The 22,172-nt window shown below is 63.5% G+C and carries 26 protein-coding genes; 17 read left to right on the plus strand and 9 right to left on the minus strand.

What is annotated here, in order from left to right:
- Positions 1-52: 52 nt before the first annotated feature.
- The gene (locus A3M7_RS0122350; protein WP_027545884.1) at positions 53-574 is read left to right on the plus strand and encodes a GcrA family cell cycle regulator; all 522 of its coding nucleotides are present in this window, start codon (positions 53-55) and stop codon (positions 572-574) included.
- A gap of 46 nt (positions 575-620) precedes the next feature.
- Complete coding sequence (locus tag A3M7_RS0122355) at positions 621-1,196, plus strand: hypothetical protein (RefSeq protein ID WP_027545885.1); 576 nt, start codon at positions 621-623, stop codon at positions 1,194-1,196.
- Positions 1,197-1,242: 46 nt separating this feature from the next.
- Here the strand turns inward: A3M7_RS0122355 and A3M7_RS0122360 are convergent, their stop codons facing one another.
- Positions 1,243-1,599, minus strand: a complete 357-nt coding sequence (locus A3M7_RS0122360; RefSeq protein ID WP_027545886.1) for a hypothetical protein — start codon at positions 1,597-1,599, stop codon at positions 1,243-1,245.
- 193 nt (positions 1,600-1,792) lie between these two features.
- Here A3M7_RS0122360 and A3M7_RS0122365 point away from each other — a divergent pair, with 193 nt between their 5' ends.
- From A3M7_RS0122365 to A3M7_RS0122375, 3 genes are all read left to right on the plus strand, one after another.
- Positions 1,793-2,257: a hypothetical protein gene (locus A3M7_RS0122365; RefSeq protein ID WP_027545887.1), complete on the plus strand. Its 465-nt coding sequence runs from the start codon at positions 1,793-1,795 to the stop codon at positions 2,255-2,257.
- Positions 2,258-2,615: 358 nt separating this feature from the next.
- Complete coding sequence (locus tag A3M7_RS49790; RefSeq protein ID WP_027545888.1) at positions 2,616-2,801, plus strand: hypothetical protein; 186 nt, start codon at positions 2,616-2,618, stop codon at positions 2,799-2,801.
- Between the two features lie 140 nt (positions 2,802-2,941).
- Positions 2,942-3,283: a phasin gene (locus tag A3M7_RS0122375; RefSeq protein ID WP_027545889.1), complete on the plus strand. Its 342-nt coding sequence runs from the start codon at positions 2,942-2,944 to the stop codon at positions 3,281-3,283.
- A gap of 194 nt (positions 3,284-3,477) precedes the next feature.
- Here the strand turns inward: A3M7_RS0122375 and A3M7_RS0122380 are convergent, their stop codons facing one another.
- The 4 genes from A3M7_RS0122380 to A3M7_RS0122390 all read right to left on the minus strand — a co-directional run bounded on the left by A3M7_RS0122380 (position 3,478) and on the right by A3M7_RS0122390 (position 6,853).
- A complete protein-coding gene (locus A3M7_RS0122380; RefSeq protein WP_027545890.1) occupies positions 3,478-3,792 on the minus strand; it encodes a cytochrome c in 315 nt (104 codons plus the stop codon).
- A 37-nt stretch (positions 3,793-3,829) separates the two neighbouring features.
- Positions 3,830-3,991 (minus strand): hypothetical protein, encoded by a 162-nt coding sequence (locus A3M7_RS48785; RefSeq protein ID WP_156936963.1) that lies wholly within the window; start codon positions 3,989-3,991, stop codon positions 3,830-3,832.
- A gap of 82 nt (positions 3,992-4,073) precedes the next feature.
- A complete protein-coding gene (locus tag A3M7_RS0122385) occupies positions 4,074-4,904 on the minus strand; it encodes an alpha/beta fold hydrolase (RefSeq protein WP_027545891.1) in 831 nt (276 codons plus the stop codon).
- Between the two features lie 152 nt (positions 4,905-5,056).
- Positions 5,057-6,853: a ShlB/FhaC/HecB family hemolysin secretion/activation protein gene (locus A3M7_RS0122390; protein WP_027545892.1), complete on the minus strand. Its 1,797-nt coding sequence runs from the start codon at positions 6,851-6,853 to the stop codon at positions 5,057-5,059.
- A 130-nt stretch (positions 6,854-6,983) separates the two neighbouring features.
- Between A3M7_RS0122390 and A3M7_RS0122395 the strand changes: the two genes are divergently transcribed.
- Complete coding sequence (locus tag A3M7_RS0122395) at positions 6,984-8,168, plus strand: FecR domain-containing protein (RefSeq protein WP_027545893.1); 1,185 nt, start codon at positions 6,984-6,986, stop codon at positions 8,166-8,168.
- Positions 8,169-8,227: 59 nt separating this feature from the next.
- Complete coding sequence (locus A3M7_RS0122400; RefSeq protein WP_027545894.1) at positions 8,228-10,966, plus strand: EAL domain-containing protein; 2,739 nt, start codon at positions 8,228-8,230, stop codon at positions 10,964-10,966.
- Positions 10,967-10,994: 28 nt separating this feature from the next.
- Here A3M7_RS0122400 and A3M7_RS0122405 read toward each other — a convergent pair whose 3' ends face one another.
- On the minus strand, positions 10,995-11,255 hold the full coding sequence (locus tag A3M7_RS0122405; RefSeq protein ID WP_027545895.1) for a hypothetical protein: 261 nt from the start codon (positions 11,253-11,255) through the stop codon (positions 10,995-10,997).
- Positions 11,256-11,525: 270 nt separating this feature from the next.
- On the opposite strand from A3M7_RS0122405, the gene rocF reads away from it, so the two are divergent.
- The 4 genes from rocF (at position 11,526) to A3M7_RS0122430 (ending at position 14,863) form a co-directional block, all read left to right on the plus strand.
- Complete coding sequence (gene rocF, locus A3M7_RS0122415; protein WP_027545896.1) at positions 11,526-12,503, plus strand: arginase; 978 nt, start codon at positions 11,526-11,528, stop codon at positions 12,501-12,503.
- Between the two features lie 160 nt (positions 12,504-12,663).
- Positions 12,664-13,935, plus strand: coding sequence for a sulfite dehydrogenase (gene soxC / locus A3M7_RS0122420; RefSeq protein ID WP_027545897.1), 1,272 nt, complete (start codon positions 12,664-12,666; stop codon positions 13,933-13,935).
- Complete coding sequence (locus A3M7_RS0122425) at positions 13,922-14,464, plus strand: c-type cytochrome (protein WP_027545898.1); 543 nt, start codon at positions 13,922-13,924, stop codon at positions 14,462-14,464. Before soxC ends, A3M7_RS0122425 begins: the two co-directional genes overlap by 14 nt.
- Before the next feature lie 114 nt (positions 14,465-14,578).
- On the plus strand, positions 14,579-14,863 hold the full coding sequence (locus A3M7_RS0122430) for a hypothetical protein (RefSeq protein WP_027545899.1): 285 nt from the start codon (positions 14,579-14,581) through the stop codon (positions 14,861-14,863).
- Positions 14,864-14,869: 6 nt separating this feature from the next.
- Here the strand turns inward: A3M7_RS0122430 and A3M7_RS0122435 are convergent, their stop codons facing one another.
- Both A3M7_RS0122435 and A3M7_RS0122445 read right to left on the minus strand, forming a co-directional pair.
- Complete coding sequence (locus A3M7_RS0122435; RefSeq protein WP_027545900.1) at positions 14,870-16,084, minus strand: mandelate racemase/muconate lactonizing enzyme family protein; 1,215 nt, start codon at positions 16,082-16,084, stop codon at positions 14,870-14,872.
- A gap of 224 nt (positions 16,085-16,308) precedes the next feature.
- Positions 16,309-17,691 (minus strand): NRAMP family divalent metal transporter, encoded by a 1,383-nt coding sequence (locus A3M7_RS0122445; RefSeq protein WP_084302391.1) that lies wholly within the window; start codon positions 17,689-17,691, stop codon positions 16,309-16,311.
- A gap of 224 nt (positions 17,692-17,915) precedes the next feature.
- Here A3M7_RS0122445 and A3M7_RS47010 point away from each other — a divergent pair, with 224 nt between their 5' ends.
- Together A3M7_RS47010 and A3M7_RS48790 are read left to right on the plus strand one after the other, a co-directional pair.
- Entirely contained in the window at positions 17,916-18,089 is a 174-nt protein-coding gene (locus A3M7_RS47010) for a DUF3606 domain-containing protein (RefSeq protein WP_084302392.1), read from the plus strand.
- Between the two features lie 21 nt (positions 18,090-18,110).
- A complete protein-coding gene (locus A3M7_RS48790) occupies positions 18,111-18,260 on the plus strand; it encodes a hypothetical protein (protein WP_156936964.1) in 150 nt (49 codons plus the stop codon).
- A 13-nt stretch (positions 18,261-18,273) separates the two neighbouring features.
- Here A3M7_RS48790 and A3M7_RS0122460 read toward each other — a convergent pair whose 3' ends face one another.
- On the minus strand, positions 18,274-18,459 hold the full coding sequence (locus A3M7_RS0122460) for a hypothetical protein (protein WP_027545902.1): 186 nt from the start codon (positions 18,457-18,459) through the stop codon (positions 18,274-18,276).
- A gap of 317 nt (positions 18,460-18,776) precedes the next feature.
- On the opposite strand from A3M7_RS0122460, the gene A3M7_RS49795 reads away from it, so the two are divergent.
- The 4 genes from A3M7_RS49795 to A3M7_RS0122490 all read left to right on the plus strand — a co-directional run bounded on the left by A3M7_RS49795 (position 18,777) and on the right by A3M7_RS0122490 (position 22,148).
- On the plus strand, positions 18,777-18,971 hold the full coding sequence (locus A3M7_RS49795) for a hypothetical protein (RefSeq protein WP_198033800.1): 195 nt from the start codon (positions 18,777-18,779) through the stop codon (positions 18,969-18,971).
- A 178-nt stretch (positions 18,972-19,149) separates the two neighbouring features.
- Positions 19,150-20,097 (plus strand): ABC transporter substrate-binding protein, encoded by a 948-nt coding sequence (locus A3M7_RS0122470; RefSeq protein WP_027545904.1) that lies wholly within the window; start codon positions 19,150-19,152, stop codon positions 20,095-20,097.
- Positions 20,098-21,049: 952 nt separating this feature from the next.
- A complete protein-coding gene (locus A3M7_RS0122475) occupies positions 21,050-21,556 on the plus strand; it encodes an isoprenylcysteine carboxylmethyltransferase family protein (protein ID WP_027545905.1) in 507 nt (168 codons plus the stop codon).
- Between the two features lie 343 nt (positions 21,557-21,899).
- Positions 21,900-22,148 carry a hypothetical protein gene (locus A3M7_RS0122490; RefSeq protein ID WP_027545907.1) on the plus strand — a complete coding sequence of 83 codons (249 nt, stop codon included), beginning with the start codon at positions 21,900-21,902 and terminating at the stop codon, positions 22,146-22,148.
- Positions 22,149-22,172 lie beyond the last annotated feature (24 nt).

Here is a 22,172-nt window from a genome sequence, read left to right on the forward strand (position 1 = left end):
TGTCTCGCCTCCCGGTCGTGCGATCGGAGGAGGTGCATCACAGGACAGCAGCATGGAACCGGGTCATTGGCCGTCGGAGCACTCCGACGCGCTTCGCGACAATTTTCTCAAGGGAATATCTTATGCGGAGATCGGAAGACGGATTAACGCAAGGTTTGGAACGGCTTATACGCGCAGCGCAGTGGCTGGCCGCGCCAAGCGGCTCGGGCTCGTTGCGCCGGAACGGGTGACGAGCCCGTCGATCGTGCCGTCGCTGCCGGGCGAGACCGGTCTGCTTTCGCCGCGCCGGCCGGCGTTAAATCTGCCGCCGAAGTCTGCACTGAAGCCCGCGCGGGCCAAGTTGCGCTGTGTCGGCGTTCAGCCGCGTCTCGTCCAGCTGGTCGATCTTGCGCCGGCCGACTGCCGTTACCCCTATGGAGGTGACAAGGACGGGGAGGAGCTCGCCTTCTGCGGCCACCCGCGCCAGCCGGCCTCCAGCTATTGCGCGCCGCATGCGCGCCTGACGCGCCGCTCCGGGGCTGCGTCCGCCCGTGTCGCGGGTCCCGTCGTGCTGAGGCTGGTCTCCGCCGCCTGAAAGTGCGCTCGCCCGTTCAATCGTCAATCTTGCAAGGAGTATCCGAGTGGGACGTGTCCGACGCAACAGATCCTACAAACTGGCACAGATCTACGACCGGCGGTCGCGCGAGGTGCCATTCAATGCGGAAGTGGCGGAGGTCGAGATCGACAATCCGCTGGCGCTCGATCCCGGCGAGAAGATCATGGCAATCCGGTCGATCCGTAGCGATCCGCTCGGCCGCCTGCACTCGCACCACCAGATCGACGAGGCACAATATCGCGGCGGGCGCGCCTTCCAGAACGATTGGGAGCGGGCGGAGCGGGGCCCTCAGGCGATGGACCCAACCCGCGAATATGTCGATGGCGCCCGCACGCGCGAGCCCGTCACCGAGAGCCAGCGACAGGCGGTGCTGCGGCTGAACCGGATCGAGCGCGAACTCGGCACCGACGGCGCCGCGCTGGTGCACGACGTGCTGGTGCTGGGGCTGACCATGGATCAGATCGGGCAGCGTCGCGCCGTCCGTACGCAGCGCTGGAACGACTATTTTGCGCGGCGGTTTCGCGAATGCCTGGACCGGCTGGCACTGATCTACGGCTTTGCGACGGAGGCGGGGACGCAGCGTGCAGACCAGCGCAGATGATTGCGGCCCGCCGGCGGTCTCGGCCGCCGGCGTGCCGGTCTGCTGCTTACGGATGCGGTACAATCTGGTAAGGCGTCGTGTAGGGCTCGACACGCAGCGAGGCGTTGGCCAAAAGCCCGATCCTGGCGGTCGGTGCCTGCTGCAATTCGCCGTTCGGGCCGCGATGCACGTTGTATTGCCAGACGGTGAGGTCACCCTTCTGCGCCAGCGCGTGCGCAACCGCGCTCGCGTCATTGCCGCCGAGCGCCTGAAGCTCCTCCGCCGACAGTCCGACGACGATTTCGTCCTTGATGGTGACGATCTTGAACAGATTCATCTTGGTCTCCTGCGCCCATGCGCCTTGTATCGAGAGGGTGAAGAGCGCAACCGCGGCGCCCTTGATGAGATCGCAGCGAGAAAGCATGCCGTCGTCCTTTGGTGCTGACGCGCGCCCGAATCGGTTGAGTCCGTCAGCCATGGCGCCCGTGATCTGCGTGGCCGTATCGCAACGCTTGGTCGTCCGATCTTGAACGATGGTTCATCGGCGGCAACATGTCGGGAGCGATGAACCTTGATGCGAAGAGGCGAGTCCAAGAAGGCTCGAGGGGATACGTCAGATGAAATTCGCCCGCATTGTTTGCCTTCTTGTGTCTGCCGGTACCGCAGGCACCGCCGCGGCGGCAGATCCCTTCTACATCGGAAGCTGGACATTTGCGGCTGCCGTGGTCGCGCCATGGGCCGATGCGCAACGCAAGCCTGACGACACGGAGCGGGCGCGGCTGATGGGCAAGACAGTCGTCCTGAAGGCGAAGGAAATCTCGGGGCCGCGCCCCTTTGCCTGCGCCAGGCCGCAGTACAAGGTAACGGATTATGGCCCCGACATGATCTTCCAGGGCGCATTCGACGAGATGCAACGTGCCGACAAGAAGGCCGATCCCAAGGCGCTTGCCGCCTCGCTCGGCTTCGCGGGCGCCCCGATCAGGACTTTGGAGACCGGTTGCGAGATCGACGTTCATTTCGTCGACGATACAACCGCCGAGGTGGGACTCAACAATTACGTGTATACGCTGAAGAAGCGTTAGATTGCCTGCATCAATGCCCATTCATGCCGGAAACAAGGCGAAATGCTGTGCTGGTTGACAGCAATCAGGGCCGTGTGCGTGACTGATGCCGCTTCTTGACGCAGGTGGGTGACGGCGGTCCATATTCCTGTTATCCGGAATCGCGGTGGTGCGATGCAGACGAAGCATCGCTAAGCCGTTGGTCGGGCTTGCCGGAAGGGTTGTTTCTTGGCATAACTACAACCTGTTCGGTTGAGCCTGAGCGTGCTAACCCGCCGGGGCCCGCAGCCGAGAGTTCGTCCTCTCCATGGCACCCGGTTATGGTGTTCGGCTCTCGAGTGGGACGATCAGGAAGGCCGATGCTTGTCATGGGTGCGAGATGAAGAACCTCAATTTCGCCGCTGAACTGCACCTCAAGCTCGGCGCGCCTGCGAGCGGCACGGTCGAAAGCCTGCGCCTGCTCCGCGCTTTTTTGAAGCTCGCGCCTCGCCAGCGCTTCGAGGTCATCAAGCTCGTTGAAGACCTCGCCACCGAAGAAGCCCTTTCCGAACACCCCCTGTCCTGAGCCGGGCGCACGTCCTAACGCCTTTTCCTTCGTTTTCCTGCCCAAGCCGGATCGCCGGGGGACGTTTGCCCCCGGGTTCGCCGCTGGAATGCGGTCCGGCAAGTGTGGTATTCAGCTAAGAAAAAGGGAGGAGTGCGACCATGATCGAACCGAAGCTCGAAGTTCCGGCCGAACTGCGCGACTTGGCCGAGAAGACGATCGACCAGGCGGAACAGGCATTCGGCATGTTTTTCGATGCCGCCACCAAATCGATGTCATCGGTTCCCGGAGCAGGGACGGAAGTGTCGAAGCAGGCGCTCGCTTTCACCGAGCAGAACATGAAGTCGGCGTTCGAGCATGCGCGCAAGCTCGTTCATGCCACCGACCTTCAGGAAGCGATGCGAATCCAGTCCGACTTCCTGCGCAGCCAGTTCACCAGCGCCGGAGACCACATGCGCCAGATGACCGGCAGTCTCATGCAGCCGGGCAAGGGCAAATCCTGATTCCCGGTCTGTGCGCTGCGTGCCTACAAATTGATCTTGCGCAGCATGGAGATCCGGATTTCGATGCTGGCGCAGGTCCATGATGGGCCACCGAATGGTTTCTCATTCGCCGTCCATCATCCTTTCTGCTGATCCCTGTCGGTCCTCCGGCAGGGATTTGCATTTTGTGACAAGTTTCGCGATTGGCCGGCGCTCTATGGACGCAGCGATCCGATATAGGCCGCGATGTCGCCGGCTTCGGTCCGGCTCAAGGGAAAGCTCGGCATCTTCGGATGCGGGTCGAGCAGGAAGAAGGCGAGCTTCTCCGGACTGAAGTCCGGCCGTCGCGCAACGGATGCGAAGGAAGGGACGTCGGCGCTGGCTTCCGCCTGGCCATTGGCCACGACATGGCAACTTGCGCACCAGCGCTTGGCCAGGTCGGCACCGTGACCGGCATCGGCGGCGAGAGCGGATGAGGAACTCGAGGCCACGGCAAGCAGCAGGCAAATTCGTCTCAAATGCTGGTGCATCGGGCAACCCTCATGCGTTCGCTTGCGGCCACCGTGCTCATCCGCAGCATGATCCCGGAAATTGGGAGAGATCGATGCGGGCAATGATCGACCGCAGCAGCCTGCGGGCCGAACGATAGAGATGCCGCACGAATCCGGGCGTCCTTGTCGCGGGCAGGCCCAGCCGTTTCGTATCAAGGCTTTCGATGTAGTGCGACACGTGCCTCTCCGAGATTGTGAGACCGTGTCTATCGTGGCTGGCCCGGAGCCGCCTTGATCTGCCGCAAGGCGTCCCCGGCTAACTAATAGTCGCCGGGGTTCATGATCATCGGACTTTTCGTTTCGGCCGGCGCGAGCGCGCTGCTGGCGCTGTCACGCAGGAAGCGGTCGAGCGTCGCCTGGATCTTCTCCTTGACCGCGTCGGGTCCGCGATCGCTCATCTCGGTGTGCTGCGCACCGGTGTGGACGATGTCGATGCCGCGCGCCTTGGCCTCTTCCGGCGTCGGCAGCACGCCCGGGTCGGTCAGGAAATGCGGATCCTTCGAGCGGAACGACAGGATCTTCAAGTTGTCGCTGAGCACGAAAGGCACCCGAAGATTGTCGAGTGTGATCACTTTCGACACCAGCTCCGGGTGCTGATGGGCGACATACATGGACACGTCGCCGCCGTTGGAATGACCGACGAGGGTGATGTGGTCGTAGTCGGCGTTCTCCTGCCGCCTCTTCAGTTCGCCCAAGGTGAAGAGGATGTTGGCCTCGCAGCGGATATAGACTTCGCGCCGGCCGACAAATTGCTGGCCGACATGGGTCATTAGCGGCGGATCGCTGGGCAGGTCCTGCTGGATGCTGGCGACGAGATAACCCCGCGCCGCGAGCCCGTTGGCGAGGAAGGAATACTCGGTGGCCCTGACGGTATTGCCGTTGCTGATGATGGCGAGCGGCAGCTTCCAGAGACCGAGATTGGCCTTGGTCTCGTAATCGCGCCGCACCGCGATGTCGACCGAGATTGGCCGCTGGCGCGAGGCGTCGAACAGGGTCCAAACCTCATGGCGGATCGCGAACCGGCTGACGACGAAATATTCGCCGACGCCGAGGACGCAAAGAAACGCCAGAATTGCAAACACCCTCTTCATGGTTCCGTCCCAATCACATTCGACTGAAAATGGTCATTGGAAGCCCCCGGATCGAGCGATCGTGACCAGGTTACGGGATTAAATTTAGGCAAGTCTATGAGCAAGGCCGCAAAAGGGCCGCATGCCGGGTACGCGGCATGAGGGGTTTGCAGCTAGAGGCAGCCGCTCCTGCCGCGTTCGGGGCAGAGCCGGAATGCGCTCGACAGCGTGAACAGGAAACGCGGGCTGCGGCGCTCGTTGTCCGGCGCCCGGTAGCTCAAGGGGACGGCAACCCCGAGATCGGCCTGGAGATCGTCCCACAGAAAGAACCGCGCGCCGACTCCGGCCGATGTCAGCGACAGGCCGTCCCTCAGCCGGTAGCCGTCGTTCCAGACTGCGCCGGCGTCGCCGAAGGCGTAGAGCTGGTAGCCGGTCCAGTAGCGGAAATTGAGCTTCTGGTCGAAGCGCAACTCGAGCGAGCCGGCAAGACCGTTGTCGCCGCTGATCTCGGCTGCGCCGTAGCCCCGGCCGAAGGCCGCGCCGCCGAGATAGAACTGCTGCGAGGTGAACAGCGGCCGCGATGCCGTCTGGCTCGCCGCCGCGAGCTTGAGCGACCATGCGCCGTTGAGCGTCTGGTAGCGCGTGAACCAGAGGTTCAGCACCGAGAAGTTCGATGAGGCACCGTCGCGCGACAACAGATCGTCGTCGAAATGCGATGCGCCGAAGACGTCGAGGCCCTGACGGTAGGTCAGCGTTGCGAAATTGGTGCCGCCGAAGCGGTCCTGGAGCCGGTAGTCGGCGGTCAGGCTCGCGGTCCGGATGTGGTCGTTGTACCAGGGGCCGTAAAGATCATGCTCGGACACGTTGCTGAAGGCCCCAGCCACCGTAAGTGTCAGTGCCGACGATTGCGACATGAAGGGCACGGTGCTTGCCCGTACCTCGAAAGCTTCGGTCGTCGTGATGTCGCTGTCGAGGCGGCGGGCATCGCCCGGTCGGACCGCGCTGTAGAGGACGGACGCGCCAAGGCGCACGCCGTCGACGCCGACAGGCGCGTCGTAGGACAGCCGTGCGAAGCCGAGCTGGCGCGGATCGTTGGCAATGGTCGACAGGTTGACCGCCAGCGTGTCGCCAGGCGTGAGGTAGGAATTGAACGCGCCGGTCGCATAGGTCTGCCAAGGGCCGACCGAGGACGAGCCGAGATTGTCCAGGCCGAACGATGTGAACACGTGCCAGGTCTTCAAATAGACGGTGAGGCGGAAGCGGCCGGTCGCACCGCCGATCTCCTCCAACGCGGTATCGGTGATCCGGACGCCCGGCCTGCCGTTGATGAGGAAAAGCTGGCGTTCGAGCGTTGCCAGGCGCGACGGCTGCTCGGCCAGAACCGGCCCGAGCATCGGCCTCACGCCGAACTGCTCGGCACCGTCGCCTTTCAGTTCAGCCTGCACGATGGCGCCCTCGATCACCTGGATCCGGACCATGCCGTCGGCAATGTCCTGCGGCGGCACGACGGCCCTGCTCAGATGGAATCCATCGGCACGGTAAAGGTCGCTGATCGCGCCGGCGATCGCGGCGAGGTCCGCCTGTGAGACCTTCTTGCGGAGATAAGGCTGATAGACCGCGGCGATGCGATCACGGGAGACGATGTGGGCCCCAGTGACATTGATGCCGCGGAGCACGAACTGAGGCTTGGTATCGCCGCCGGTGTTGGGCTGGCCGACCGTCGGTAGCTTGACCGGAGGTCGGCTCAGCGTTTCCCGCTCGGTTTGGTTTTCAAAGTATTTCTCGGGTTGGCGCGGATCAAAACCCGGCTGGTTCGCCTGCTGAGCGAATGATTGCGGAACTCCCGTGAAAATCGGTGCCAGCAGTACCAACGCGGTAAGGAGGAACCGCTTCTCAACACGCGCCGCGAACCCGTCTCCGTAGTTTGACGGAGATTTTCTCATAAGGGGGTAAGGGTTCGTTAGTCGCATGATTTTTCTTAGTTTTTTATGGTCAATGATTGGTTAATGCGGCTGCTCGGCTCGCCAGTTCCCGCTAATTCTCTCTTGAGTGATTTCGGATACGCCTCAGGTCTGGCTGTAACGCGGACTGAGGATCGACATGCTCGGCACAAGTGGAATGCGGTGCACCTTCGCGGCGGTGCTGACCCTGGGAATGGCTTCCGGTGCACTCGCTGCGGAGGATGGCGTCTGGTCGGTCAGCAGAGCCGTCGGCGAGGTCTGGGTCGCCACCAACGGCGCGCAGCAGGTATCGTTGAATCAGCAGGAGGCGCTCAAGCCCGGCGACACTATTCGCACCGGGCGTAACGGGCGCGTTCTGCTTGTCCGTGGCGAGGAAACGATGCTGATCTCTCCCAACTCGGTGGTCGGCTTGCCGGCCGAGACGAAGGAGGGTCTCTCGACCACCATCATCCAGCAGGCAGGTTCGATCCTGCTCGAGGTGGAGAAGCGCAACGTCAAGCATTTCGAGGTCGAGACGCCCTATCTCGCCGCCGTGGTCAAGGGAACGCAGTTCAGCGTCACCGTGAATGCGGGCAGCACCCGGGTCGGCGTGCTCCGCGGCCAGGTCGAAGTCTCCGACTTCAAGACGGGACAGATCGCTCAGGTCATGCCCGGACAAGCGGCCACTGCCTTTGAGCATGGCAAGCCCGGCCTCAGCCTGAGCGGTGCGGGGACGTTCAACCCGATCGAACATGGCAAGCCGCGGGCCTCGACGATCGAGCGAATTCCCGTGCCGAAATCGGGACTGTCGGCGCCGCGCAATGCGGCGAGCGGCCATGCGATCCATGCGCTCGGTCCGATCGACAAGGGGACCAAGGCAAACGGTGCGCTGAAGCCATCGCATCTGACGGCCGGAGGTCAGCCACCCAGGGCCGGTGTCGTGCGCATCTCGAGCTCGCTCGGCGAGGTCAAGCTGAACGTCCATAAGGTCACGCACGGGCTGGCCCACGACGCAACTGCACCGGGGCGCGTGCGCAACGCGAACGCGAGCACCGGTACCGAGACGGTCTGGAGCGATACGAAGGCGAGCACGACGACCACGGCTGCCAGCAGCTCCGCCGTAACGGCGGCCACCTCGTCGTCAAGTGCGACGACGACCGTTGCGACCACCGCTGGGTCGACCAGCGATGCGTCCGGAGGAAACGCCGGAAAGGGAAGCAACGGGAATAGCAAGGACAACAACGGTAACGACAACAACGGTGCCACCGGTAACGGCAAAGGCAACAATGGCGGCGGTAACAGCAGCCACGGCCACGGGAATGCCTACGGTCACAACAGACGCTAAGGCGATTTCCTAGGGGATGAGGGGGCGCACTCGCCGAAGCGGGTGTGCAGGAGGATCGGGTGAAACGCTACCGGCCGCATATTCTTGTCGTGATCGCGCTGGCGGTCGTGCTGTCCACGGGATGGCATGGTGCGCTTCGCAACGCGCTCACCGATCTGCGATTCGCCTGGCAATCGCGTGCCGCCAGCGGCAATGTCGTCGTGGTGGCCATCGACGCGCCCTCGATCGACCAGATCGGGGTGTGGCCCTGGCCGCGCCGGCTCCACGCGGAGCTGTTGCACAAACTCGAAAGTGCCGGCGCGCAGGACGTAGCCTTCGATGTCGATTTCAGCACGCCGTCGGATCCGGCCTCCGACGAGGCGTTCGTCAAGGCGCTTCGAGAGGTCGGCGGCTCGACGATCCTGCCGTCCTTCAGGCAGCCGGCGCCCAATGGTGGCGCGGCTCACATCAATCGCCCCCTGAAGCCGTTCAGCAACCAGTCTTGGCCCGCCGTCGTCAATGTCGCGGTTGAATCCGACGGGCTCGTTCGCCGTTATCCGGTCGGCGAGAAGCTCGGCGACGCGTTGATGCCGTCGATGGCCGTCGTGCTGGCTGGCCAGGACGCCAATCGGCGGTCCCCCTTCCTTATCGACTTCAGTATTCAAGCAGCCTCCATTCCGCGTGTCTCCTATGCCGACGTGCTGCACGGCGATGCTGCCACACTCGACAAGCTGAGAGACAAGAAGATCATCGTCGGCGCGACTGCGCTCGAACTGGGTGACCGGTTCAGCGTTCCAAATGGCGGCATCGTCTCGGGGCCCGTCCTGCAGGCGCTGGCGGCGGAATCGATCCTCCAGCACCGGATGCTGCGCTGGACGTCCGATGCCGGCATGATCCTCGGCCTGGGTGTGATCTGCCTGCTGATGATGTATTCGTGGCGCCGCTTGGGATCGGGATATCGCGTTGCGGTCCTCATCGCAGCCGGGGCGGCGGTCGAACTGACCGCGGCCCTTGTGCAGGCAAGATGGCCCTTCGTCGTCGACACATCGCTACTCCACATCGCGATCATCGCTTATCTGACCGCGATCGCGCTGGACGAGATCGATTTCCGCGGTCTCCTGGGACGCATCGCCGAGAGCCGCTTTCATCGCATCGCCATGTCGCTCGGCGACGGTCTCGTCTGCACTGACGCGGCTCACCGGATCACGGTCTGGAATCCCGGCGCGAGCGCGATCTTCGGCTATATGCCTGCCGAGATCATCGGTCGCTCGTTCGACACCCTGTGCGCCGCGCCGGCGGACGGCGCCGCAAGGCCGTCCATGCGCGATGCCGCGCGCCAGGCGCTCCTCGTCCCCGGCGGGGCGGTCGTCGTCGAGTTCGAGGGCCGGCGCAAGAATGGTGAAACCTTCCCCGTCGAGGCGAGCTTCTCAGGCTGGCAGGGAACGGACGGCTTCCAGTATGGAGCGATCCTGCGCGACATTTCGGTCCGTAAGCGTGAGGTCGAACGCGTCAGATATCTCGCCGAACACGATGCGCTGACCGGTCTTGCCAACCGCAACATGCTGCATGCCGGCCTTACCAGTCTGATTTCCGCGGCGGAGCGGCGGTCGTCCGGCGTCGCGCTGCTCGTGCTGGGGCTCGACGGCTTCCAGCAGATCAACGACATGCTCGGACATTCGGCCGGCGACCTCGTGCTGCGGGCCGTCGCCGAGCGGCTCCGGTCCGAAGCCGATGGCAAAGCGGTCGTCGCCCGGCTCAGCGGCGACGAATTCGCCATTGCGCTCGATTGTGCGGAGGCTGGCGAGCCGATTGTGGAATTCGCCGAGCGGATCGCGCTTGCGTTCGAAGCGCCGCTTGCAACGGGCACGCGGCAGCACCGCGTGCGGATCAGCATCGGCGTCGCCGTCTATCCCGACGGTGGACACAACGCGGACGACCTCCTGAGCAACGGCCATCTCGCGCTGAGCCGCGCCAAGGCGACGCGACGCGGCAGCCACGTGATCTTCGAGAGTGCGATCAGGCAGGAGCTGGAGAACCGCTTGACGCTTGAGAGCGAGCTGGCGCTTGCCGCGGACCACGGCGAGTTCGAACTGTTCTACCAGCCGCAGGTTCGCCTGGTCGACGGCGGCCTGGTCGGGGCGGAAGCGCTCATCCGTTGGCGGCATCCCGTGCGCGGCTACGTCTCCCCCGGGGAGTTCATGCCGGTGGTCAATACCTCAGCGCTGTCCGAGCGGATCGCGAACTGGGTGATGGAGACGGCCTGCCGGCAGGCGCGTGCGTGGGAATTGTCCGGCAACAGCGTGCGCGTCGCGATCAACCTCTCGCCGTCGCAGTTGCACTCCGGCGATCTCGCGCATGCGGTCGCGGCCTTGCTCGACGCGACGGGGCTGACGCCGGCGCTGCTCGAGCTCGAGGTCACCGAAGATATCCTCCTCCATGACGAGGGCCGCGTGCTCGACATGTTCAAGCGGATCCAGGAGCTCGGCGTCCGCGTCCTGTTCGACGATTTCGGCACCGGCTACGCCAGCCTCAGCTATCTGAAGAAGTTTCCGCTCGACGGGCTCAAGATCGACCGGTCGTTCGTGCTCGATCTGCTCGCCGATTCCGACGATGCCGCGATCGTCGGTTCGACCATCGGCCTCAGCAAGCAGCTCGGGCTCACCGTCGTGGCCGAGGGTATCGAGAACCGGGCTACGGCCGATTTCCTCATCAGCATGGGATGCAAGGAAGGGCAGGGCTATTTCTTCGGTCGGCCGATGCCCGCGGATGCCTTCGAACGCCAGTTCCTGACGCAGCCTCAATCCGTCAGCGCGGCCTAGCTGGCCCACGTCACGCGGGTTTTGATTGCTAACGCCGGCGGGCGATGGCAACGCCGAACAGGAAGGCGACGAACAGGCTCGCGAGCGGCGCTTCACGTGTGATTGCGGCGACCGTCGCGAGCGGTTTACCCGGCTTTCGAGCTTCGTCGATGACATGGGTCAAGCGGTCGACGGCGGCGTGCAAGCCTCCCGCGACCTCACCGATCGTGTGGGAGACGTCGGTCGCGGCGTCGATGGCGCGCTCGGCCATGCCCGGCTGGGACGGGGGCTGCGGAATTTCGGTGCTCAAATTCGCGAACTCCGCTCCTGACGAAGTGAATGAGGCCGGCACCTTTGGCTATCCGCGCGAGCGCTCGTTAGCGGGTCCGAAGACCTTTGGCTATCCGCGACAGGCGCCGTGATGTACGGCGGGTGCCGGCCTTGCAGGGGAAATGCGGGGCGCGGGATTTTGTTCCAGGACGGTTTCTCGCGCGGCGTCTTTGCACCGGAAATACCCGTGAAACGACGGGTCCGAATCTCTGTTAGGCTGGCACCACCTTGTGGATGTCAGGAGGCTGCCGTGACCGATCGGACCATGCCGGATCGAGCCCGGCGCATCGCCTTGCTCGGCGCGCCCATCGACATGGGGGCCTCGCAGCGCGGCACCCTGATGGGCCCGGCGGCGCTGCGCACCGCCGGCCTTGCGACGCTGCTCGAGAGCCTGGACTTCGAGGTCGTCGACTACGGCGATCTCTCCGTGGCCGAGGTCAGGGACCTCGCCGACAGGCCGCCCGAAAAAGCCAATCATTATCGCGAAATCCAGCGCTGGACACGCGTGCTGAGCGGCAGAGGGTATGAGATCGCGAAAACCGGTGCGCTCCCGATCTTCCTCGGCGGCGATCACACGCTGTCAATGGGCTCGGTCAATGCCATGGCGCGCCATTGGCAGGAGCGCGGACGCGAGCTGTTCGTGCTTTGGCTCGATGCGCATGCCGACTACAATACGCCGGAGACGACGATCACGGCGAACATGCATGGCATGTCGGCCGCGTTTCTGTGTGGCGAGCCGGGCCTCGATGGCCTGCTCGGCGATGACCCGCGTGCGTCGATCGATCCTGACAGGCTCGATCTGTTCGGCGCGCGGTCAATCGACAAGCTCGAGAAGGAGTTGATGCGCGCGCGCCGGATCAGGGTTGTCGACATGCGCCAGATCGACGAGTTCGGCGTCGCCGTGCTGATCCGCCGTGTCATCGAGCGGGTCAAGGCGAGCAATGGCGTGCTGCATGTCAGCTTCGATGTCGATTTCCTCGATCCATGCGTGGCGCCCGGGGTCGGCACCACGGTGCCGGGTGGCGCGACCTATCGCGAGGCACATCTGATCATGGAGCTGCTGCACGATTCCGGCGTGGTGGGGTCGGTCGACATCGTTGAACTCAATCCATTCCTGGACGAACGTGGTCGAACCGCGCGCACCGCGGTCGAGTTGATAGGCAGCCTGTTCGGGCAGCAGATTACCGACCGGCCGACGCCAAGCAATGCGATCGCGCCGGGCGAGTGACGCGCGCGCCGTTTGTGCATTGCAAAGAAGGGAACTGCTGTCACTGCCGGCGGATTTAGATCAGTCATGATCGAAATCGCCTGCTTTTGAAACAGCTGCGAATTGCAAATGCAGTTCGCCGAGGGTTTCATGCGGGTCGAGCTTCAGCCGAGGATCCGCGATGAGCAGCACGATCGACGTCGACGATAAATCTGCGCCAACAACACGCCGGCGCTTCCTGCAAGGCGGCACCGCAGTGGCGAGCGGCGCTGTTCTTGGCGCGGGCGCGGCTGCGGGGGAAGAGACGAATAACCTTCCTCCCAACATTCCCGAATGGATGAAGGCGCCGGGCGAGCCGACGGGAGGCCAGCTCTATGGTGCGCCATCGCCCTTCGAGGAGGGCGTTGTCAAGAACATCTCGAAGACTCTCAAGCAATATATCTCGGCGTCAAGCCGGACGCCCTTGCAGGAGCTCGACGGCATCATCACGCCGAACGGGCTGTTCTATGAGCGGCATCATGGCGGCGTCCCGACCATTGATCCGGCGCAGCACCGGCTGATGCTTCACGGCCTTGTCGAACGGCCCCTGATCTTCAACATCGACGATCTGCGGCGCTTCCCGTCGGAGTCGCGCATCCACTTTCTCGAATGCTCCGGCAATCCCGGTTACACCAAACCCTATGGCAAGACGGCATCGGACCTCGTCGGCCTGGTGAGCTGCGCGGAATGGACCGGCGTCAGCCTGAAGCTGGTGCTTCAGGAGGCGGGGTTGAAGCCGGGGGCCAGATGGGTGGTTGCCGAGGGCGCTGACGCGGCCGCGCTGACGCGCAGCATTCCGATCGAGAAATGCCTCGAGGACGCCATGCTGGTCTACAGCCAGAACGGCGAGCGGCTGCGTCCGCAGCAAGGGTATCCGCTGCGGCTGTTCCTGCCGGGCTTCGAAGGCAACATGAGCGTGAAATGGCTGCGCCGCCTGCATGTGACTGCCGAGCCCGTGTATTCGCGCGAGGAGACTTCGAAATACACCGATCTCCTGCCCGACGGCACGGCGCGGGAGTTCTCCTTCTACATGGAAGCGAAGTCGATCATCACCCGTCCATCCGGCGGTCAGCGCCTGAGCGCGCCCGGCTTCCACGAGGTCACCGGCATCGCCTGGAGCGGGCACGGCAAGATCGCCCGCGTCGAGGTGTCCGTCGACGACGGGAGGAGCTGGCAGGACGCGCGATTGCAAGAGCCGGTGCTGACGCGTGCCCTGACACGCTTTCGCTTGCCGTGGCAATGGGACGGCAAGCCCGCTGTGATCCAGAGCCGCGCCATTGACGAGACCGGCTATGTGCAGCCGACGCTGGCCGAACTGCTCGCAGTGCGCGGCGAGAATTATTTCTATCACAACAATGCGATCTGGCCCTGGCGCATCGCGGCGGACGGCGAGGTGACCAATGCGCCGGCGTGAGATTTGCGGCATCGCATTAGCAATCGTGCTGTGTGCCTTTGGGAGCGGAGCGCAGGCGCAAAGCCCTTATGGCATCGGTCGGCCGGCGACGCCCGCCGAGATCGCGGGTTGGAATATCGATATCGGGCGCGACGGCAGCAATCTGCCGAAGGGGAGCGGTTCAGTCAGCCGTGGCCGTGAAGTGTTCGCCGAGCAATGTGCCTCGTGTCACGGCGAGAAAGGCGAGGGCGGCTTGGGTGATCGGCTTGCCGGCGGGCAAGGCACGATCGGAACGGCCAAGCCCATTCGCACTGTCGGCAGCTATTGGCCTTATGCGCCGACGCTGTTCGATTATGTCCGTCGCGCCATGCCGCAGAACGCGCCGCAGTCGCTGAGCGATGAGGATGTCTATGCGGTCTCCGCCTATGTCTTGAACCTGAACGGGCTGGTGGGAGCGGACGCGACGCTCGACGCGAAATCGCTTGCAGCCGTGAAGATGCCGAACCGCGACAGGTTTGTCGGCGATGCGCGTCCCGACGTCAAAAAGTGAACGGGGGCGGGGGGCGAGGTTCCCTGCGCTGGCTTGGAACTTGCTTCGGCGAAGAGGGAACTCGCGGGACGTCATTGAATTAACCTGCGAGAGGAAAAAAGCACGGATCCTTCGATGGTAGCTGATCGCTTCGCTAACTCCATGTCCACGGCGCTTCGTCATCCCGGCGTGATTGCGTTGATCGTGGCCGCCTTGACGATTGCTGCGATGTTGATCGTGGATCATGGGCCGTGGAGCCGGGCCAAGGCGCAGCCGGCCCATGTCGCGATGCATGCAACCACAGGCGAGGCGGCACATGCCGCCGGCGCCAAGGTGCTTCCCACCGAACCGAAATCGCCGGTCGAGCCGGAGCGGCCGGGGCCGAAGACGTCCCCGACCGTCAATCCCGTGACGCCGTAGTTCTAGTCAGCTCTTGCGACCATAGTTGAGAAGCCCTCCGCTCATCTTCGGCGGATGCGCGCGTAGCGCCTCCTCGTTCGGCTCGGTGCCCCAGCCGGGTCGATCCGGAATGATCAGATGGCCATTCTGGATTTCCGGCTCGTGCGTGAACAGTTCGCGGTCCCAGGACAGGCGATCGACGTCGATCTCCATGATGCGCAGGTTCGGAACGACCGCGCAGAAATGCGCGTTCATCATCGAGCAGAGATGGCCATAGAAGTTGTGCGGGGCGACGTTGACCTCGAACGCTTCTGCGGCGGCTGCGATCTTCATCGACTGCCAGACGCCGTTCCAGGGCGTGTCGATGATCGCGACGTCCATCGCCTGCTCATGGAAATAGGGCAGGAATTCGCGCAGGCCCAGCAGGGTCTCGCAGGATGAGATCGGATGCGGGCTCTGCCTGCGGATGTAGCCGAGCGCCTCCGGATTGAAACTATCGATCTCGACCCAGAACATGTCGAGGTCCGCGATGGTGCGCAGGATCTTCAGGTAACCCTCGGTCTTGGCGTTGAAGTTGCAGTCGAGCAGGATGTCGACGTCGGGGCCCGCGCCGTCGCGGATCGCTTCCAGATGCATGCGCAGGTCGCGCAGGATCTTGCGGTCGACGTTGATCTCGGGTGCGAAGGGCGAGCCGAAGCCGGGCCGCCAGCCGGTCGGCTTGCCGTCGTCGTAGAAGAAGATGTTGGTCTTGAGCGCGGTGAACTTCTTCTCGCGCACCTCGCGGCCCATCGCCTTGACGCCGTCGAGGCTTTCGATCGGCGGCTTGTACCAGGACGGATGATTGATCCGCCACGTCGCGCAATGCGACCAATACACCCGGACGCGGTCACGGATTTTGCCGCCGAGCAGCTCATAACAGGGCACGCCGAGAGACTTCGCCTTGGCATCGAGCAGCGCGTTCTCGATCGCCCCGAGCGCTTGCGCCACCACCCCGCCGGCGGCGGGGCGCGTGGCGGCGAACAGCTCGGCGTAGATGCGCTCATGCCGGAAGATATTCTGCCCGATGATGCGGGTGGACAGGCGCTGGATCGCCGCGCCAACACCGGGTGAGCCAAAGCCTTCATCGAACTCGCTCCAGCCGACGACGCCGTCGTCGGTCGTCAGCTTGACGAAGTGGTAGTTTCTCCAGCCGGCATCGCAGGCGAGGATTTCGAGGCTTGTTGCTTTTGATGATTTGGTCATGTCGCTCCCTGTCGTCTGGTCGGGGCTTCTTTTCTTGTGGCCAATCGCGGCCCGACCCTGGCCAACTGTTAAGCCAACCACGGACCGGCGTGAAGTCCGCAGCAGGTGGGGACAGCTATGATCTGCTTTCGACAGACCAGTTCTTGCGGTTCATCAGCGTGCCGGCCGTGTTTGCGGCCTTCGTCGTCGCATCGCAGATTTCGGCAGCATGGTTGCAAGGTTAGTCAGCCCATCGCCGACGAGCCGAGCAGAGCGAGGACGGCCAGCGCCATCAGTGCGGTACCGAGCCAGCCCAGCGCGACCAGCCACGACCGGGCCCTGAAACGGCCCATGATCGTGCGGCTCGAGACGATCAGCATCATCATCGCCATGATCGGAACGGCGACGATGCCGTTGAGCACAGCGCTCCAGACCAGCATGTGGATCGAGTCGATGCCGGTGAAGCCGAGGCCGAAGCCGATCGCGGTCGCGGCCGCGATGATGGTGTAGAAGCCGACCGCCTTCTCGGGCTTCGCCTCGAGCGTGGCGCGCCAGCCGAAAATCTCCGCGACCCCGTAAGCGGCCGAGCCCGCCAGCACCGGGATCGCGAGCAGGCCCGTGCCGATGATGCCGAGCGCGAACAAAGCGAAGGTGAAGTCGCCGGCGAGCGGCCGCAGCGCCTCGGCGGCTTCGGTCGCCGAACTGATGCGCGTGACGCCGTTGGCGTTCAGCACCGAGGCCGTGGTCAGGATGATGAAGAAGGCGATGCCGTTCGACAGCAGCATGCCGAGCGTGGTGTCGGCCTTGATGCGCGCGAGCTCGGGATCGCCGCCGCGCCGCGTCTCCTCGCGCAGCGGCTTGTCGCGCTTGCCCTGGTTCATCTCCTCGACTTCCTGCGAGGCCTGCCAGAAGAACAGATAGGGGCTGATGGTGGTGCCGAGCACGGCGACCACCATCATGAAATAGTCGGCGCTGACATTCGCCTTCGGCCACACCGCCGCGAGCAGCGCCGTGCTCCACGGGATCTCCACGGTGAAGGCGGTTGCGACATAGGCGAACAGCGCCAAAGTGAGGAATTTCAGCACCGGCGAATAGCGGCGATAGGGCAGGAACACCTGGAGCAGGGTGGAGCCCGCCGCGAAGATCAGCGCGTGCTCGTGGTTGAGGCCGCCGATGACGAGCGAGAGCGCCTCGGCCATCGCGGCGATGTCGGCGGCGATGTTGAAGGTGTTCGCGGTGACGAGGAGGCCGACGAGCGCCAGCACCGCCCAGCGCGGCGCGATCCGCATCACGTTGGCGGCAAGCCCTTTTCCGGTGACCCGGCCGATCTGCGCGCTGACGAGTTGAATGGCGATCATGAACGGCGTGGTCAGAAAAACGGTCCAGAGCAGCCCGTAGCCGAATTGCGCGCCGGCCTGCGAATAGGTGGCGATGCCGGAGGGATCGTCGTCCGCCGCCCCGGTGACGAGGCCGGGGCCCAGTCGTTGCAGCAGCGTCGGCCCGGACTTCGTCGGTGCGTCGGCGCTGTCGTTCTCGGCGGGGCGGTGTTTCAGGACGGACCTTCCGGAATTGCGAATCCAGGTCTTAAGAATCCAAGTCTTAAGAATCCAGGTCTTAAGCGCGTTCATGGCAGCAAAGTTCCTGCGATGGCCGGCGTCGTGCCGTCCGCCTCAAGCTGTCGCCCGATCAGTTCGCCGATGTCCTTCGGAAATCAGGCAATTCGATCTCGGCCCTCGTCAAAGAAGCGGCCGCCGCGAGACCCGGCAAGCTGGAGGCGTAAGCCGCCGGCCGGATTTAGGAACGGCGTGCCGATGACGACGTTTCCCGTTTTCAGGAAGCGAGGAATTGGTCGATGGACAATCTGACGAAGCGCGAGCAGCCGGACCGCAGCAAGATCAACATGGACGAGGCCTTCGAGGTCAAATACTGGACCCATGCGCTCGGCGTCTCGAAGGAGGAGCTGCAAAAGGCCGTCGACAAGGTCGGCAATGCGGCCGCGGCCGTCCGCAAGGAGCTCGCGGTGTAGCTGACATAGCCGGAGGGTATCATGGGCCTGGAAGCAGTCTTCTTCATCGGCGCCTTCGTCCTGCTGGTGGCGCTGATCTATGGCGTGCTGCGCAACCGCCACCGCAGCCGCACCGAGCGGCATCTCGCCGACAGCATCGTGCGCGAGCGCTATGAGAACAACGAGACGTGAGCTACGCGTCCGGCTACTTGATGCTGACGAACATGCCCCAGGCCGCGGCCAGCGCCGCGCCGGTGAAGACGACCACTGGATTGTCGCAGAACGCACCGCCGTAGCGGCACACGTCCGCGCCGAACTGGCCGAGCTCGTGATGGCTCGCGGAGTAGAACAGTCCCGACAACCCCAGCAATGCGGCGGCGACGTAGTACATCGGCGTTCTCTCCGAACCTTTCCGGTTGCACCCTCGTGGGAGGGCATGTCCCATCCTGGCGCGAACAGATTTCATTCCGCCAAATCCGATTTGCTGCATTTGAATAAAGTTGCTCCGTCGGGCAAAACACTGGCATGATGGCAGCATCGGGCATTTCCAGTGAGCCCCGGCATGGCCGCGGATTTTAGCCGCTGCGATTGCGACGCCGGCTTTTGACCCTGAACAGATTAGGTAAGCCCGCCCCGGAAATTTGAATCTATCCCGGGAACAAGTTGCAATTCTGTGCGTTAGGGGGCGTCGTTTGGAGAGAAACCATCGTGCCGACCGCTGAGTACTATTTGAAGCAAGCCGAAATTGCGTCCCGGATGGCACTGGCAGAATCCGACACGGAAAAAGCAAGGGCCATGCATATCCTCGCCTTGGAGTATTACGACAAGGCCTACCTTGCGCAGGTCCAGGAAGCGTCGCCACCGCAGCCAAGCAAATCGCCCAACATCATCCAGAGGCAGTGAGAGCGCCATCCCGGTTGCGCCCTCGTGGGAGGGCATCAGCCTGGAGGGCCCCACATGGCCGATTCCGACCCTTGCGGACTTTAGCCGCTGCGACTACGACGCCGGCTCTTGAGCCGTAGCCGACACCTCGCCTCCAATGTGCTAGGCTGAAACCGGGTCAGATCCTCCCGGAGGCTCCATGAAGCGGCGCGAGTTCATCACGCTGATTGCTGGCGCTGCGGCATTGCCGCTCGAAGCCCGGGCACAGCGGTCTGGCCGGCAGTACCGCGTTGCGACATTGGGGCCGGTATTCCCCAGCTTCTTCGATGAGCTGGGCAGAGCCGGCTTTGTCAGAGGCAGCAACCTTGAGATAGACGGCCGTGGCGAAGGCGTGGCTGCCGTCTCCTACGCCAGTATGGCCGTTGAACTAACCGCGGCAAATCCAAATGTCCTGGTGGCGGTCGGGGCCGAAGCAGGGCGTGCGGCACAGAAAGCAACGCAACGCATTCCAATCGTGGTGATCGCGGACGACTTGCTTGGCAGCAATCTCGTCGCCTCCATGCCGCATCCCGAAGGTAACACCACTGGTGTTGCCATCTTTGCGTTCCAGCTCGACGCCAAGCGATTGGAGCTGCTGCATGAAGCACTGCCCAATGCCCGGCGAATAGCCGTCCTCGCCGACCGCCTGCCGATACCAAACATGAGCGCTCTCGAAAGTGCCGCCAAGAGGTTCGGCATCGAGATCGTTCCGTTTGCCGCACGATCCGAGGAAGATCTCATCCGTGTGATCGACTCCATGAGGGCCGCAGAGGTCGAGGCCGTCAACCTCTTGGCATCGCCGATCCTGTCATCGAAATTCCAGTACCTGATCCGCGATCGGCTGGCCCTGCGCCGCCTGCCCGCCATTCTGCAGTGGCCCGAGCAGGCGGAAGAAGGCGGGCTGATGGGTTACGGTCCCCGCCTCAGCCAGGTCTTCGACCAATGCGCGCGTCAGGTCGCAAAGCTATTGAGGGGCGCAAAAGTGACTGACGTGCCCGTTGAGCAGCCGACTAAGTTTGAGCTGGTCGTCAATCTCAAGACAGCCAAAATGCTGGGTGTCGAAATGCCGCCGATGCTGCTCTCTCGTGCCGACGGGACGATCGAGTGAGTCTCGATTTCGGTGACGAAGCGGGCATTCCGCATGGCTCGAGACCTTCGAGCCATGCTATCCGATCCCTCTTTCTGAAATAGCCAGCGGGCTGCGTGGACTAGCGGCGGCCTTCGGCGACTTGCCTTTCGCCGGGCAACTTGCCTGCGGCTAGCAGGCTGCTGCAAATCCACCGAGATTCTCTCGGGGTCGCGCCAAGGAGAGCCTTGGTATCTACGCACTGTGCGTAGGTGTTGTAGCTGAGCGTGTCTCGGCACGTCGACGAGAAATTTCCGATATAAATTTCGCTGCTATGACTGCATCCAACCCAGGGCGCGTTGCCGACCCTGTAACTTGTTTCGCAGCCACCGTTGCAGGTGCTGGCGGAACGCTCCAGCTTGGCAATCTTCCCCAAGACTGTATTCGGCGCGAACACCGGCGTTTGAGCGGTTGAAGAGCCGGTTGCCCGGTGGGAGGTTACGGTTGTTGGCCCCTGCCGCGGCACAACGGTCGATCTTGCCTTCGGCGCTTCGACCGAGACGGCGGGAATCGAGGAGTTTGGTGTGGGTTGCGACATCGCGGTGCCGCTTGTGCTGCACAGCAAGACCGTTGACAAGGTAGCGACGACTGACGGCACGGCGAAACCAAATGACAATCTCATAAGGTACCTCCCAAATCCGGGACGGAACAGCCGTCCCGACAGCTACGGGTTGTAGCACAGCATTCCTGTACCGGCAACGCATCCGACGATGAGTCGCCATTGACACGGTAGCCAATCCTATGCCGGCCGCTTGCGTCGTTGCGATGTCGGCTTCTGGTCCATCGCGTCAGTTGGTCCGATGCAGCGGTTTGTCTGGCGTTGGGGGCAAAGCCGACCTGCCGGCTGAGCGCCCGGACTTCTCAGTTTGACCCAAGGCGGACCTGACGCGCTCCCGGTGCGGTGTGTTAAAATTGCGGGGAACGGATCGTGCCTATGCCAAGAACTGCTGCCGTCATCGGCACCGCCATCTTCTTCGTCTTCGCGCCCTGCGTGCTGGCTGGGGTGGTCCCGTGGTGGATTTCACGCTGGGAGTTCAGGTTGCCGTTTCTCGGCGTCGAGCTCACGCGCTTCGTCGGCGCCGCGCTAATTCTTGCCGGCGTAGCCGGGCTCGTGGATTCATTCGCGCGTTTCGCGCTGCAGGGGCTCGGCACGCCGGCGCCGATCGCCCCGACCCAACACCTCGTCGTTACGGGCCTCTATCGCTATGTGCGCAATCCAATCTACGTGGCGGTCGCCGCCGTCATTTTCGGCCAGGCGCTCCTGTTCGGCGATTGGCGGCTGTTCGCCTACGGCGCAGTCCTCTGGGGCGCCTTCCACCTTTTTGTCGTGGGCTACGAAGAGCCGACGCTAAAAGGGTCATTCGGCGCGGAATACGAAGCGTTCTGCATCAATGTACCGCGTTGGATTCCGCGCCTAACTGCGTGGCGAGGCGGTCGGTAGCTGCTGTAGCGCATGACCTCGGCGCTGATTATTGATGAGCTTCACGAAGGCTCCTCAACAAAGTTTGTCTGCAATTGGCCCATCGCATCAGTTGGTCCGATGCTCCACGCGGCCATCTGCAACGCGACAACCCCCGACGAAACACGCCTGAAACAATCCTGAAACCCGATTGTCCTGAACTCCTTTTCCGCCGGCCTCGACCAACCAAGCGAAAAGGAGACAATCATGATCCAGATCGGTTCGAAGGAAGAAGTCGCGTTCCTGCTGGCGCTGTTCGGTACTCACACCCAGCCGGTCAAGCGGCCGAAGCCGAAATCGCGGCAGGGCTGAAGGCGGTGATCCCATGCCCGGCTTGGCCGAATGCCAGAGCCTTTTGCGCCTTTTGATCGCGAGGGGAGACCCCAAGGCCATCCCGATCGCCAAGGGCGCCATCGATCAATATCTCAACACGGCGCCGGTCAGCGCCCGCGGCCGCGGCCTGCGCGTGCTCCAGCGCGATGCGCTCGACCAGCACGACCTCGCGGTTGGCGTGCAACGCTCGTTCGCGGAGACGGTGGACGCTTATATCGAGCGGAAGCTGGCGGAGGAGTGAGGCCATCCGGGGGCGGGCCCTGCG

It is taken from the genome of Bradyrhizobium sp. WSM2254 (genome assembly GCF_000472645.1).
Lineage (GTDB): Bacteria > Pseudomonadota > Alphaproteobacteria > Rhizobiales > Xanthobacteraceae > Bradyrhizobium > Bradyrhizobium niftali.

What these genes read in the sequence shown, in the direction of transcription:
- A3M7_RS0122350 (WP_027545884.1), top strand. Translation starts at nt 53, where the DNA reads ATGGAACCGGGTCATTGGCCGTCGGAGCACTCCGACGCGCTTCGCGAC.
- A3M7_RS0122360 (WP_027545886.1), bottom strand. Translation starts at nt 1,599, where the DNA reads ATGCTTTCTCGCTGCGATCTCATCAAGGGCGCCGCGGTTGCGCTCTTC.
- A3M7_RS0122365 (WP_027545887.1), top strand. Translation starts at nt 1,793, where the DNA reads ATGAAATTCGCCCGCATTGTTTGCCTTCTTGTGTCTGCCGGTACCGCA.
- A3M7_RS49790 (WP_027545888.1), top strand. Translation starts at nt 2,616, where the DNA reads ATGAAGAACCTCAATTTCGCCGCTGAACTGCACCTCAAGCTCGGCGCG.
- A3M7_RS0122375 (WP_027545889.1), top strand. Translation starts at nt 2,942, where the DNA reads ATGATCGAACCGAAGCTCGAAGTTCCGGCCGAACTGCGCGACTTGGCC.
- A3M7_RS0122380 (WP_027545890.1), bottom strand. Translation starts at nt 3,792, where the DNA reads ATGCACCAGCATTTGAGACGAATTTGCCTGCTGCTTGCCGTGGCCTCG.
- A3M7_RS0122385 (WP_027545891.1), bottom strand. Translation starts at nt 4,904, where the DNA reads ATGAAGAGGGTGTTTGCAATTCTGGCGTTTCTTTGCGTCCTCGGCGTC.
- A3M7_RS0122390 (WP_027545892.1), bottom strand. Translation starts at nt 6,853, where the DNA reads ATGCGACTAACGAACCCTTACCCCCTTATGAGAAAATCTCCGTCAAAC.
- A3M7_RS0122395 (WP_027545893.1), top strand. Translation starts at nt 6,984, where the DNA reads ATGCTCGGCACAAGTGGAATGCGGTGCACCTTCGCGGCGGTGCTGACC.
- soxC (WP_027545897.1), top strand. Translation starts at nt 12,664, where the DNA reads ATGAGCAGCACGATCGACGTCGACGATAAATCTGCGCCAACAACACGC.
- A3M7_RS0122425 (WP_027545898.1), top strand. Translation starts at nt 13,922, where the DNA reads ATGCGCCGGCGTGAGATTTGCGGCATCGCATTAGCAATCGTGCTGTGT.
- A3M7_RS0122430 (WP_027545899.1), top strand. Translation starts at nt 14,579, where the DNA reads ATGGTAGCTGATCGCTTCGCTAACTCCATGTCCACGGCGCTTCGTCAT.
- A3M7_RS0122435 (WP_027545900.1), bottom strand. Translation starts at nt 16,084, where the DNA reads ATGACCAAATCATCAAAAGCAACAAGCCTCGAAATCCTCGCCTGCGAT.
- A3M7_RS0122445 (WP_084302391.1), bottom strand. Translation starts at nt 17,691, where the DNA reads ATGAACGCGCTTAAGACCTGGATTCTTAAGACTTGGATTCTTAAGACC.
- A3M7_RS47010 (WP_084302392.1), top strand. Translation starts at nt 17,916, where the DNA reads ATGGACAATCTGACGAAGCGCGAGCAGCCGGACCGCAGCAAGATCAAC.
- A3M7_RS48790 (WP_156936964.1), top strand. Translation starts at nt 18,111, where the DNA reads ATGGGCCTGGAAGCAGTCTTCTTCATCGGCGCCTTCGTCCTGCTGGTG.
- A3M7_RS0122460 (WP_027545902.1), bottom strand. Translation starts at nt 18,459, where the DNA reads ATGTACTACGTCGCCGCCGCATTGCTGGGGTTGTCGGGACTGTTCTAC.
- A3M7_RS0122470 (WP_027545904.1), top strand. Translation starts at nt 19,150, where the DNA reads ATGAAGCGGCGCGAGTTCATCACGCTGATTGCTGGCGCTGCGGCATTG.
- A3M7_RS0122475 (WP_027545905.1), top strand. Translation starts at nt 21,050, where the DNA reads ATGCCAAGAACTGCTGCCGTCATCGGCACCGCCATCTTCTTCGTCTTC.
- A3M7_RS0122490 (WP_027545907.1), top strand. Translation starts at nt 21,900, where the DNA reads ATGCCCGGCTTGGCCGAATGCCAGAGCCTTTTGCGCCTTTTGATCGCG.